General features: G+C 65.3%; 11 protein-coding genes and 1 tRNA gene. 9 read left to right on the forward strand and 3 right to left on the reverse strand.

Annotation, left to right across the window (positions count from 1 at the left end; translation table 11 throughout):
* Positions 1-89: 89 nt before the first annotated feature.
* The 3 genes from J8I35_RS18875 to trmB all read left to right on the forward strand — a co-directional run bounded on the left by J8I35_RS18875 (position 90) and on the right by trmB (position 3,396).
* Positions 90-2,210 (forward strand): hypothetical protein, encoded by a 2,121-nt coding sequence (locus tag J8I35_RS18875; RefSeq protein ID WP_209926529.1) that lies wholly within the window; start codon positions 90-92, stop codon positions 2,208-2,210.
* Between the two features lie 196 nt (positions 2,211-2,406).
* Positions 2,407-2,481: transfer RNA gene (locus J8I35_RS18880), tRNA-Gly, on the forward strand.
* A gap of 138 nt (positions 2,482-2,619) precedes the next feature.
* Positions 2,620-3,396: a tRNA (guanosine(46)-N7)-methyltransferase TrmB gene (trmB, locus tag J8I35_RS18885; RefSeq protein ID WP_209926531.1), complete on the forward strand. Its 777-nt coding sequence runs from the start codon at positions 2,620-2,622 to the stop codon at positions 3,394-3,396.
* Between the two features lie 93 nt (positions 3,397-3,489).
* On the opposite strand, the gene J8I35_RS18890 is transcribed toward trmB, so the two are convergent.
* The 3 genes from J8I35_RS18890 to J8I35_RS18900 form a co-directional block, all read right to left on the reverse strand.
* Positions 3,490-4,320, reverse strand: coding sequence for an undecaprenyl-diphosphate phosphatase (locus J8I35_RS18890; protein ID WP_050011636.1), 831 nt, complete (start codon positions 4,318-4,320; stop codon positions 3,490-3,492).
* 79 nt (positions 4,321-4,399) lie between these two features.
* Positions 4,400-4,981 carry a DUF1439 domain-containing protein gene (locus J8I35_RS18895; protein WP_050011637.1) on the reverse strand — a complete coding sequence of 194 codons (582 nt, stop codon included), beginning with the start codon at positions 4,979-4,981 and terminating at the stop codon, positions 4,400-4,402.
* The gene (locus J8I35_RS18900; RefSeq protein ID WP_209926577.1) at positions 4,978-5,295 is read right to left on the reverse strand and encodes a YkgJ family cysteine cluster protein; all 318 of its coding nucleotides are present in this window, start codon (positions 5,293-5,295) and stop codon (positions 4,978-4,980) included. Before J8I35_RS18900 ends, J8I35_RS18895 begins: the two co-directional genes overlap by 4 nt.
* Before the next feature lie 187 nt (positions 5,296-5,482).
* Here J8I35_RS18900 and hemN point away from each other — a divergent pair, with 187 nt between their 5' ends.
* The 6 genes from hemN (at position 5,483) to urtB (ending at position 11,747) form a co-directional block, all read left to right on the forward strand.
* A complete protein-coding gene (gene hemN / locus J8I35_RS18905) occupies positions 5,483-6,874 on the forward strand; it encodes an oxygen-independent coproporphyrinogen III oxidase (protein ID WP_209926533.1) in 1,392 nt (463 codons plus the stop codon).
* An 83-nt stretch (positions 6,875-6,957) separates the two neighbouring features.
* Entirely contained in the window at positions 6,958-7,215 is a 258-nt protein-coding gene (locus J8I35_RS18910) for a hypothetical protein (protein ID WP_059557189.1), read from the forward strand.
* A gap of 104 nt (positions 7,216-7,319) precedes the next feature.
* Entirely contained in the window at positions 7,320-7,976 is a 657-nt protein-coding gene (locus J8I35_RS18915; RefSeq protein ID WP_050011639.1) for a protein-L-isoaspartate O-methyltransferase, read from the forward strand.
* 14 nt (positions 7,977-7,990) lie between these two features.
* Complete coding sequence (locus tag J8I35_RS18920; protein ID WP_006476692.1) at positions 7,991-8,314, forward strand: rhodanese-like domain-containing protein; 324 nt, start codon at positions 7,991-7,993, stop codon at positions 8,312-8,314.
* Positions 8,315-8,671: 357 nt separating this feature from the next.
* The gene (gene urtA, locus J8I35_RS18925; RefSeq protein ID WP_050011640.1) at positions 8,672-9,979 is read left to right on the forward strand and encodes an urea ABC transporter substrate-binding protein; all 1,308 of its coding nucleotides are present in this window, start codon (positions 8,672-8,674) and stop codon (positions 9,977-9,979) included.
* Positions 9,980-10,127: 148 nt separating this feature from the next.
* Positions 10,128-11,747, forward strand: coding sequence for an urea ABC transporter permease subunit UrtB (gene urtB / locus J8I35_RS18930; protein WP_209926535.1), 1,620 nt, complete (start codon positions 10,128-10,130; stop codon positions 11,745-11,747).
* The last annotated feature ends 1 nt before the right edge of the window (position 11,748 follow it).

The following is an 11,748-nucleotide window of genomic DNA, read 5'->3' on the forward strand; positions in this document are numbered from 1 at the left end:
TGGTCAGCAGTGGTCGATCAGTGCATGAATCTACCGCGGCTCGTAAGCTTTCGAAATTAATGCAACTACACCCAAGCGAGAGAGAACCAATGAGCTACAGCATCGAGCAATTCTGGAAAAAGAGGCTGCCTACCGTAGGCCATACCCCCGCATCAATGACGAAGGCAGGATGGGTTTCGGACTGCGCCCCTGATGAATCGTTCGTCGAGGCAGGACTTGTGCTTCGAAGTGGATTCGACGACCTCGCTGCCCCCGTTTGGCTTGTCGCAGCGCCAGGGGCAGTCGGCAAGTCAACTTTCGCGCGAGAGTTGTGCGCGGCGACGGGCGCCGTCTATGTCGACTTGGCTGTTGCGGAGGCCGTTGGCGGAAGTTACGTCGTCGGGGGGTTGGTGAACAACGGTCTCTTCGACGATTGGAAGGCAGGGCGAGTTACGTTGGTCATTGACGCCCTTGATGAAGCTCGACTGCGAGTTACCCAGTCGGCATTTGAGGATTTCCTTCACGACGTAGTGAACGTAGCAAAGTCAGGATCTTTGCCACTGATACTACTTGGACGAGTTGGAATTGTGGATGAGTGCTGGGTGCAATTGAATGTCAATGACGCGCTCAGCTGCCCAATCTTCGATATTCAGTTTTTTAGCAGGGACCGCGCCATCAATTTTGTTCTGGCCGCTCTCCATCGGCTCGCACGTACTTCTCATCAACAACTGACTGGTCCGCTGAAAACGCATGAGGGCGAGTACATCCGAGTGGCAACTGAGATCGTAGACCGCTTAATAGCGGCATCTTCGAAAGATGGAAACCATTTCGCCGGGTACGCACCAGTTCTTGAAGCGGTCGCCAAAGTTATAGCGAGCCAAGCGAACCCGGCGCAAATTCAGTCTCAACGATTGACAGACGTCGAAGGTCAGATTTTGAAACAGCTGACCACGGAGATTCTTGTCCGCGAGTCTGGAAAGCTCGTAACCCAGATGCGCCAAACGATTCCTGATTTTCCTGAACGAGGAGCCTATGAACCCACGGAACAGTTAGCCCGCCTGGCCAGCCGGATCCTCCAGGTTGAGTATTCTGGCAATCACATCAGCCTTCCTTCACACTGCGTCGCGCCTTACGAAAAGGCGGTGACGAGTTTCATCGAACAGCACCCGTTTCTTGATGGTACTGGCCGTACACCCTCCGGTGCAGTTTTCTCCGCGGCCATTGTGGCGCATGCGCTAAAAACGAGCGACATCAAGCTCAGTCGTGCAGCTGAAGGCTACGTGACTGGTGACAGGCACGCGCCCAACCCATTTCTTTTTGACTTTTACCGCGCTCTCGGGCAGCAAGATGGCGTTCCTGCGGGACACCTTGGTGCGCTCTTCGAATCGCTTCAGGCAAAGGCCGGCCCGGGAGAAGTAGTTCGATTGGCCGTTGAAGGCGATGTCGACTCATCTGAGCCCAGCAATACGCCCAAGATGGTTGATATCGAAATTAGCATCTCAACGCCTGAAACGGGACAGGTCACTCGCATCGACATGAAGACGAGGTCTGATGAAACCCTACGCCTAGGACGTAAGTTGTCAGGGGTGTTCGTCGACTCGAATTGCTTGGATGTCGAAATGGGCGACGGTAGGCAGCTAGAACTCCTTGCGCCAATAACCATTCAAGCTCGGACACTCGTGCTGCGTTGCTCCGAACTGATCATAAAGCCGGATCCGCAGAGCGCTGGTTTCAGCGAGAACCTCGCGGACACGGGAGGTGAGACGCCATTGGTGCTCTTAGAGGTGCAAGACAGTATCGTAGAGCCAACAGCGCCGTTGGTCACGGTTCGTGCGAACGCTGACCTGAAGGTCACCTGGCCGGGTTCACAAGCGTATCCATGGAACGGTTACTCGATCCCCCAGCCGAAAGCAGAGGCCCCCGAGACTGCTGACGCGTTGCGGGCACTACGCCGATTGGTAATTGCTTTCCGATCCCACAGCAAAGGACAGTTGGCACGGTTCAAGGACAAGATCGAACACGCTCGGATGAGCAAGGGCGACGTTGGTGAGGCGCTTCGAAAAAAGCTACTCGACGATCAGGTTTTAACCGTGGAGGGGCCCATGTATCTCCTTGACCCCAAGGCACTTGGGAGCATCGTTGGGCTTTCGTTTCAAGATGCAAAAATGAAAAACTACAGCGCTCAGACCCGAGAGTATGTCCAAGCAGTGATTAAAGAAGCCGCAAAGTAAGTCGGACGCCTTTTGCTAAAGGGTACCGCTGGTACCCTTTAGCAATCGACTTCAGACCACCGCCCTTGACCGAACCCCGATGAACGCGCCCCAGCGACGCCACCGCCCCACGATCCGGCCATGCCAGTTTCGATGCCACCGCCCAAAACCGCCCGCTTGCCATCCCCACGTCAAACCCTGTACAATCACCCGTTCTGCGGGCGTCGTATAATGGCCATTACCTCAGCTTCCCAAGCTGATGACGTGGGTTCGATTCCCATCGCCCGCTCCACTTTCCGGCTGCATCGCAGCCTGCGCATGAGCCGCCTCTTCCCTCGTCGAAGGCGGCTTTTTTGTACCATGTGCCGGTTCATCCGGCGCACTGCCGCGCAACGGGCCCTCGCCCGCAACCGAGCCTTTCTCAGTACCGATGATGCACGACGATCCGAACGAAGCCGGCCTGCCGCCGCACGACGACGCCATTCCCGACGAAGCCGATCAAGCCGCCGAAGGCGCCGACGAAGTCAACCCGCTGCACCGCCGCCGCATCCGCAGCTTCGTGACGCGCGCCGGCCGCGTGTCGACCGGCCAGCGCCGCGCGCTCGACGAATTCGGCCCGCGCTTCGTCGTCCCGTATGCGCCGGAACTGCCCGACTGGAACGCGATCTTCGGCCGCAGTGCACCGCGCATCCTCGAGATCGGTTTCGGGATGGGCGCTTCAACCGCGGAAATCGCCGCGCACCGCCCGGGCGACGATTTCCTCGGCGTCGAGGTACACGAGCCGGGCGTCGGCGCGCTGCTGAAGCTGATCGGCGAGCAGGATCTATCGAACATCCGCATCATCCAGCACGACGCGGTCGAGGTGCTCGAGCACATGATCGCGCCGGAAAGCCTCGACGGCGTCCACATCTTCTTTCCCGATCCGTGGCACAAGGCGCGTCACCACAAGCGCCGGCTGATCCAGCCGCCGCTCGTCGCGCATCTCGCGTCGCGCCTGAAGCCCGGCGCGTACCTGCACTGCGCGACCGACTGGCAGAACTACGCGGAGCAGATGCTGGAAGTGCTCGGCGCGGAACCGACGCTCGAAAACACAGCCGCCGATTACGCGCCGCGCCCCGACTACCGCCCGGTGACGAAGTTCGAACGGCGCGGGCTGCGGCTCGGCCACGGCGTGTGGGACCTGGTGTTCCGCAAGCGCGCAAGCTGAGCGTCCCACCCTGCGCAGCATAAAAAATCCCGACCGGCGTCTCGCGCCGGTCGGGATTTTTTCATCGAGCGGCGCATCGACCGCTCGCCAGCCTCACGCCCAGTTCAGCCAGCCGCTGTAACCCACCAGCAACACGAACAGCCCGAACGCGATCCGGTACCACGCGAACACCGTGAAATCGTGCGTCGCGACGTAGCGCAACAGCCAGCGCACGCACACGAACGCGCTGACGAACGCCGACACGAGCCCGAGCGCGAACAGGCCGAGCGAATCGACGGTAAACGCCTGCCAGTCCTTCACGGTTTCGTAGAGCGTCGCGCCGAAGATGATCGGAATCGCGAGGAAGAACGAGAATTCGGTAGCCACGCGTCGGTCGAGACCGAACAGCATCCCGCCGATGATCGTCGAGCCCGAGCGCGACATGCCGGGCACCAGCGCGAAGCACTGCGCGAGTCCGACCTTGAGCGCGTCGAGCGGCGTCAGCGCGTCGACCGACATCACGCGCGGCGGCTCGCCGCGTTCGCGCTGCCGCGCCTCGGCCCACAGGATGATCGCGCCGCCCACGACGAGCGCGAACGCGACGGGCACCGGCGAGAACAGCACGGCCTTGATCTTCTTCTCGAACAGGAGGCCGAGCGCGATCGCGGGAATCGTCGCGATCACGACGTTCAGCGTGAAGCGCTGCGCATCGGGCCGGCTCGGCAGCCCGGACACGACGGACACGATCCGCTGCCGGTATTCCCAGCAGACCGCGAGGATCGCGCCGAACTGGATCACGACGTCGAACGTCTTCGCGTGCGAATCGTTGAAATTCAGGAAGCTGCCCGCGACGATCAGGTGACCGGTGCTCGACACCGGCAGGAATTCCGTCAGCCCCTCGACGACGCCGAGGATCAATGCCTTGCAGATCAGGATCCAGTCCATCCGTGGCCCAACTCCGAAATGGTCGAAAGAAAAGGCCACTCTTGCGCGCGCGGCCCACCCGGCCGTGCGCGCCTCGTCGTCACTTTTCGACGATCGCCACGCGTATGCCGTTTGTAAGGATCGTAATTGTACCGGGTTCGTAGTTCACTCCGGCAAATTGCAGTTGTTCCGGCTTGAACGTGTAGATCGGATAGTTGGTCAGCAGCTGCGTCGCGAGCAGGCCGGCGGCCGCGCCCACCTGCTGCGCGTACATCTGCGCGTCGCCGTCGAGCGCGAGGCTGTCGACGGCCGGCGCCTTCAGCACGACCGAGCGGCTCGGCGCGTCGTACGCGAGCTGGCCCGACACGGTGAACTTGCCGCTGACGGGCCCGCGCAGGAACGGGCTCACGAAGTTCGCGTCGAGCTGCACGGCGACGCGGTTCTGGTCCGGCAGCAGGTTGACGGCCGGATTCGCGAGCGACACGTCGACGACCTGGGCGACCGTCTTCTGGTAAGGAAACTTCCGCGCGACGGCCTTCTGCACGTCGCCGCGCGAGAACGTGTAGTGATCGGGGATGAACGGGAACGTCGACGCGCACGCGGCAAGCGATACGCACACGCCGACGGCGCCAATGGCGGCAGCGAGAAAACGGCGCCGGCCGGGCGCGTGAGGGACGGTCATGCTGATTTCTCTCCTGGATGCGCCGGCCGCGTCGCGGCCTCGAGGCGCGTGAGCCACGCGAGCGCGTCGTCGCGCGACGCGCCGCACATGTCGGCGGACGGCTGCAGCCCGGAACAGCACGCGGGGCGCTCGGGCCGGCCGAAGATCATGCAGCGCAGGTCGTCGCCGAGCTGCACGCAGCGCACGCCCGCCGGCTTGCCGTCGGGCATGCCCGGAATCGGGCTGGAAATCGACGGCGCGATGCAGCACGCGCCGCAGCCCTCGCGGCACGCATGCGGCGGCGGGACGTCGGCGGGCGCCGCGCGGACAGGCATTTCGACGGACACTCGGCTCTCTCGACGAACAACGAACAACGAACAACCAAAAACGATGCGGCAACCGGACGCGGCGTCCGGCAGCCCCACCCCGCATTGTGCCATCGCCGGCTGCGACGTTATTACACAATGCAGCCCGACCGCGTGTTCCTATACTCGAAACCATCTAAAAAAGCGCGAGACCGCCATGCGTTCTGGATCTGCCGACCCGGTGTTCCGTCCCGATTTGCTCACGAAATACGGCGTGAACGGGCCGCGCTATACGTCGTACCCGACCGCGCTGCAGTTCCGCGAGGATTTCGATCCGGCCGACTACGTCCGCGCGGCCGGCGACCCCGGCGCCTCGTCGAGCGACCTGTCGCTGTACTTCCACATCCCGTTCTGCAACACCGCGTGCTTCTACTGCGGCTGCAACAAGATCGCGACCAACAACCGCCGCCGTGCGCGCCCGTATCTCGACCAGCTCAAGCGCGAAATGGCGCTGCAGGCCGCGCTGTTCGATCCGTCGCGCCCCGTCACGCAACTGCACTGGGGCGGCGGCACGCCGACCTTCCTGTCCGACGACGAAACGGCCGAGCTGATGGCGGCCACGCGCGAGCATTTCGCGCTCGCGCCGGACGCCGACGCCGAGTTCTCGATCGAGATCGATCCGCGCACGGTCACGCCGGCGACGCTCGTCCATCTGCGCACGATCGGCTTCAATCGGCTGAGCCTCGGCGTGCAGGATTTCGACCCGGTCGTGCAGCGGGCGATCAACCGCATCCAGCCGCGCGCGATGACGGCCGACCTGCTCGCCGCCGCACGCGCGACGGGCTTCCATTCGGTGAGCGTCGACCTGATCTACGGGCTGCCGCACCAGACGGTCGCCGTGTTCGCACGCACGCTGGAGACGATCATCGAGCTCGCGCCCGATCGCCTGTCGGTGTTCGGTTACGCGCACATGCCGCACCTGTTCAAGATGCAGCGGCAGATCGACGATGCGACGCTGCCGCCGCCGGAAGCGCGCGTCGCGCTGCTCGGCCTCGCGATCGACATGCTGACGTCGGCCGGCTACGTGTACATCGGGATGGACCACTTCGCGCGGCCGTCCGACGAACTCGTGCATGCGCAGCGCAACGGCACGCTGCAGCGCAATTTCCAGGGCTACAGCACGCGCGCGGATACCGACCTGATCGGCTTCGGCGTGTCGTCGATCGGCAAGGTCGGCGACGTCTACGCGCAGAACGCGAAGGACCTGCCCGCGTACGGCGCCGCACTCGACGCGGGCCGGCTGCCGATCGCGCGCGGCGTCCGCCTCACGCCGGACGACCGGCTGCGCCGCGACGTGATCACGCAACTGATGTGCAACCTCGAACTGCCGTTCTCGCACGTCGAGGCCGCGCACGGCATCCGCTTCGCCGATCATTTCGCGCGCGAGCTCGACGCGCTGCGCCCGTTCGAGCGCGACGGGCTGCTGACGATCGCGCACGACCGGTTGACGATCCATCCGGCCGGCCGGATGGTCGTGCGCAACATCGCGATGGCGTTCGACGCGTACCTCGGCCAGACGTCGCGGCAGCGCTACTCGCGCACGGTTTAGGGCGGTTCACGCGGGCGCCGGCCGCACGCGGGCGACCGGTTTGATACAGTGTGAGGCTTCCATCCGCTTCGCCAGCCCCCAAGATGCGCACCACCAAAGCGACCCACGCGGTCGAACGCCTGAAGACCCGCTCCGGCAACCCGCAATTCGCGGCCGTCGCGATGGCGGGCGGCCTGTTCTATCTCGTCGACCGCTCGAGCGGCACCGCCGAGAAGCGCTGCGAGCCGCTGCCGCTCGACGAATTCGTCAAGTTCGTCGACGAATTTGGCCCCAAAAAACCGCGCAAGGCGAGCAAGCTCGACCTCGCGTTCGAGGCGCAGATCAAGAAGAGCAAAGGGTAAAGGTCTGTTGCAGGCCGCCTGAAGGCTTCGCGGCCGTGCCGTTTGGTACAATCACGAAGTTTCTCTATCCCCGCTGATGGCCGACCTGGCTGCGTGACCACACCATGAATATCGAAAACGCGCGTTTCAACATGATCGAACAGCAGATCCGTCCGTGGGACGTGCTGGATCTGGATGTCCTGGGCCTGCTGTCGATCGTCAAGCGTGAAAACTACGTGCCGGCCCAATACCGCGATCTCGCGTTCGCCGATCTCGAACTGCCGCTGCCGGGCGGCGCGAGCAAGATGCTGTTCCCGCGCGTCGAAGCGCGCGTGCTGCAGGAGCTGGCGGTCAAGAAGCACGAGAACGTGCTCGTGATCGGCGCGGGCTCGGGCTACCTGGCCGCGCTGTTCGCGCATCGCGCGCAGCACGTGACGGCCGTCGAGATCGATCCGGCGATCGCGAAGTTCGCGGAAGACAACCTGCGCAACGACGGCGTGACCAACGCCGAAGTCGTGCTCGGCGACGGCTCGCGCGGCTGGGCGGCCAAGGCGCCGTACGACGTGATCTGCGTCGCGGGCGGCCTGCCGGTCGTGCCGCAGGACATGCTCGAACAGCTGAAGGTCGGCGGCCGCCTGGCGGCGTTCGTCGGCGGCCGTCCGGTGATGAAGGCGCAGATCATCACGCGCATCGACGACAAGCAGTACCGCGTCGCCGACGTGTTCGAAACGTACATCGACCATCTCGTCAACGCGATCGAGCCGTCGCGCTTCAAGTTCTGAGCGGCGGAGCCTCCATGCAGATCCTGACGCCCGCGATGCTCGCGGAATGGCTCGGCGACACGGCGCGCCCCGCGCCGGTCGTGCTCGACGTGCGCGAGCCGTGGGAAATCGCGACCGCGCAGATCGCCGGCAGCGTGGCGATTCCGATGCAGCAGATTCCCGCGCGCAGCGAAGAGCTCGACGACGAAGCGGAAATCGTCTGCGTGTGCCATCACGGGATGCGCAGCGCGCAGGTCGCGATGTTCCTCGAATCGCGCGGCTTCACGAAGCTGTACAACCTGCAAGGCGGGATCGACGCGTGGTCGCGCGACGTCGATCCGTCCGTGCCGCGCTACTGATCGATCCTTCCCGCGGCGCATCATGCGCCGCCGCGCCGCCCGGCACCCCGCCGCCGGCCGCACCGATCCGCCGAACGGGCGCGCACTGCGCGCCCGTTTCTCTTTTCCTCCCCCGGGTTCCCTGCGTTTCGACGCCGCCGCACCGTCGTGCACCATTTGTGCCCGTGCGTCTGCACCGCAACGGACCGCGCATGCTGCACGGCGCGTCATCCGCACCGCGCCGATGCCCGCTGGTGCCCGCCCGTGCCCCGCGCAGGCACGCCGGCCGTGCATCCGCGCGACTGGCACATGCCTTGCGTTACACGATGGCCGGCGCCGCCACGGCGCACGCGCATCCAACACGACAAGGGGATCCCGATGAAACGTCGCAGTCTGTTGAAGTTCGGTTCGATGGCCGGCGCGCTCGCGCTGGCGGGCAAGAGCCCGTTCGCGCACGCGGCCGATGCGGGCACCGGCCCGATCAAGGTCGGCATCCTGCATTCGCTGTCGGGCACGATGGCGATCTCGGAGACGTCGCTGAAGGACACCGCGCTGATGACGATCGCCGACATCAACAAGAGCGGCGGCGTGATGGGTCGCAAGCTCGAACCGGTGGTGGTCGACCCGGCGTCGAACTGGCCGCTGTTCGCCGAGAAGGCGCGCCAGTTGCTCACGCAGGACAAGGTCGCCTGCGTGTTCGGCTGCTGGACGTCGGTGTCGCGCAAGTCCGTGCTGCCGGTGTTCGAGGAGCTGAACGGGCTGCTCTACTACCCGGTGCAGTATGAAGGCGAGGAAATGTCGCGCAACGTGTTCTACACGGGCGCCGCGCCGAACCAGCAGGCGATTCCGGCCGTCGAGTACCTGATGGGCGCGGAAGGCGGCGGCGCGAAGCGCTTCTTCCTGCTCGGCACCGACTACGTGTATCCGCGCACGACCAACAAGATCCTGCGCGCGTTCCTGAAATCGAAGGGCGTGAAGGACGCCGACATTCAGGAGGTCTACACGCCGTTCGGCCACAGCGATTACCAGACCATCGTCGCGAACATCAAGACCTTCGCGCAGGGCGGCAAGACGACCGTGATCTCGACGATCAACGGCGATTCCAACGTGCCGTTCTACAAGGAACTCGGCAACCAGGGCATCAAGGCGACCGACGTGCCGGTCGTCGCGTTCTCGGTCGGCGAGGAAGAGCTGCGCGGGATCGATACGAAGCCGCTCGTCGGCCACCTCGCCGCGTGGAACTACTTCATGTCGGTGAAGAACCCGACCAACACGAAGTTCAAGGACCAGTTCGCCGCATGGGTGAAGGCGAACAACCTGCCGGGCGGCGCGAAGCGCGTGACCAACGATCCGATGGAAGCGACCTACGTCGGCATCCACATGTGGAAGCAGGCCGTCGAGAAGGCGAAGAGCACCGACGTCGACAAGGTGCGCGTCGCGATGATCGGCCAGACGGTGGCCGCGCCGTCGGGCTTCACGCTCGCGATGGACGGCAACCATCACCTGCACAAGCCGGTGATGATCGGCGAGATCCGCGGCGACGGACAGTTCAACGTCGTGTGGAAAACGAAGACGGCCGTGCGCGCGCAGCCGTGGAGCCCGTTCATCGCGGGCAACCAGGGCAAGCCGGACGTCGTCAGCTCGATCCCGGCGTTCCTGCGCCGGCAGCGCGCGGCGCTGGCGTGATGCCGTGCGGCGCGTCGCGCTTCGTGTGCGACGTGCCGCACGCTTGCCCGCCCGCTGCCGATGCGCCGGCCGCGCTTGCCGTGACGAATCGCCCGCGCCGACGCAGCGTCGCACCGCTCCGCTCCCCCACGCCCGACAGGATTTCCCGATGCCTACACGCTTTCGCCGAGCCGCCCGCGCGATCGCGGCATGCGCCGCCCTCGCGGGCCTGCTGCCGCACGCCGCGTTCGCGCTGACGGCGGCCGACACCGCCGCGCTCGCCGGCGACGACTTCGACGCGAAGACGGCCGCGATCGAACGGCTCGCCGCCGACACCGATCCGCGCGCCGTTGCGGTGCTCAACGCGCTGTCGAGCGGCGATGCGCTCGCGACCGGCGACGGCCGCCTGCTGATCCAGTCCGGCGACACCGCACACGACGCGCTCACGCACGCCGCGACGCCGGCCGGCGATGCGCAGCCGGTGATGCTGAACAACCTGCTGCGCACGAAGATCGCCGGCGCGCTGTCGGGCCTCGCGCTCGCGTCGCCCGACGTGGCCACGCGCCGCGACGCGATCGACGCGCTGCTGAAGTCGCCCGACCCGGCACTCAAGCCGATGATCGATCGCGCGCGTGCAAAGGAAACCGATCCGGCGTTGAAGCGCCGTCTCGATGCACTGTGGGCGATCGCCGCGCTGCACGATGCCGATCCGGCGAAACGCCTCGAAGCCGCGCAGGTGGTGGCCGCGCGCAGCGATCTCGACATGATCGAACAACTGCGCCCGCTCGTCGCGAAGAACGCCGACGGCAGCTTCGCCGAACCCGACGCGCGCGTGCGCGACGCCGCGCAACAAGGGCTCGATACGTTGCACGCGCTGCAGCGCCGCGGCGAGATCGTCGGCACGGTGTTCGCCGGCCTGTCGCTCGGCAGCGTGCTGCTGCTCGCCGCGCTCGGCCTCGCGATCACGTACGGGCTGATCGGCGTGATCAACATGGCGCACGGCGAATTCCTGATGATCGGTGCGTACGCAACCTATGTCGTGCAGACGCTGATCCAGCGCTACGCGCCCGGCGCATTCGACTGGTATCCGCTCGTCGCCGTGCCGGTGTCGTTCGCGGTGGCCGCGCTCGTCGGCATCGTGCTCGAGCGGCTCGTGCTGCGGCACCTGTACGGTCGCCCGCTCGAAACGCTGCTCGCGACCTTCGGCGTGAGCCTGATCCTGATCCAGGCCACCCGCATGCTGTTCGGCGCGCAGAACGTGCAGGTCGTGAACCCGTCGTGGATGAGCGGCGGCGTGACGGTGATGCAGAACCTGATCCTGCCGTACAACCGGCTCGCGATCCTCGCGTTCGCGCTCGCGGTGGTGTTCGTCGCGTGGGCCGTGCTGACGAAGACGCGGCTCGGCCTGTTCGTGCGCGCGGTCACGCAGAACCGCCGGATGGCCGCGTGCGTCGGCGTGAAGACCGCCCGCGTCGACGCATATGCGTTCGCATTCGGCGCGGGCATCGCGGGCCTCGGCGGCTGCGCGCTGTCGCAGATCGGCAACGTCGGCCCCGATCTCGGCCAGAACTACATCATCGATTCGTTCATGGCCGTCGTGCTCGGCGGCGTCGGGCAGATCGCCGGCACCGTGCTCGGCGGTTTCGGGCTCGGCCTCGCGAGCAAGGCGATCGAACCGTTCTGGGGCGCCGTGCTCGCGAAGATCGCGGTGCTCGTGATGATCGTGCTGTTCATCCAGAAACGCCCGCAGGGCATGTTCGCGCCGAAGGGCCGCAGCGCGGAGGCTTGAC

Source organism: Burkholderia sp. CpTa8-5 (assembly GCF_017815045.1).
Lineage (GTDB): Bacteria > Pseudomonadota > Gammaproteobacteria > Burkholderiales > Burkholderiaceae > Burkholderia > Burkholderia sola.

Coding starts and splice junctions, on each gene's coding strand:
- J8I35_RS18875 (WP_209926529.1), top strand. CDS start 90: ATGAGCTACAGCATCGAGCAATTCTGGAAAAAGAGGCTGCCTACCGTA.
- trmB (WP_209926531.1), top strand. CDS start 2,620: ATGATGCACGACGATCCGAACGAAGCCGGCCTGCCGCCGCACGACGAC.
- J8I35_RS18890 (WP_050011636.1), bottom strand. CDS start 4,320: ATGGACTGGATCCTGATCTGCAAGGCATTGATCCTCGGCGTCGTCGAG.
- J8I35_RS18895 (WP_050011637.1), bottom strand. CDS start 4,981: ATGACCGTCCCTCACGCGCCCGGCCGGCGCCGTTTTCTCGCTGCCGCC.
- J8I35_RS18900 (WP_209926577.1), bottom strand. CDS start 5,295: ATGCCTGTCCGCGCGGCGCCCGCCGACGTCCCGCCGCCGCATGCGTGC.
- hemN (WP_209926533.1), top strand. CDS start 5,483: ATGCGTTCTGGATCTGCCGACCCGGTGTTCCGTCCCGATTTGCTCACG.
- J8I35_RS18910 (WP_059557189.1), top strand. CDS start 6,958: ATGCGCACCACCAAAGCGACCCACGCGGTCGAACGCCTGAAGACCCGC.
- J8I35_RS18915 (WP_050011639.1), top strand. CDS start 7,320: ATGAATATCGAAAACGCGCGTTTCAACATGATCGAACAGCAGATCCGT.
- J8I35_RS18920 (WP_006476692.1), top strand. CDS start 7,991: ATGCAGATCCTGACGCCCGCGATGCTCGCGGAATGGCTCGGCGACACG.
- urtA (WP_050011640.1), top strand. CDS start 8,672: ATGAAACGTCGCAGTCTGTTGAAGTTCGGTTCGATGGCCGGCGCGCTC.
- urtB (WP_209926535.1), top strand. CDS start 10,128: ATGCCTACACGCTTTCGCCGAGCCGCCCGCGCGATCGCGGCATGCGCC.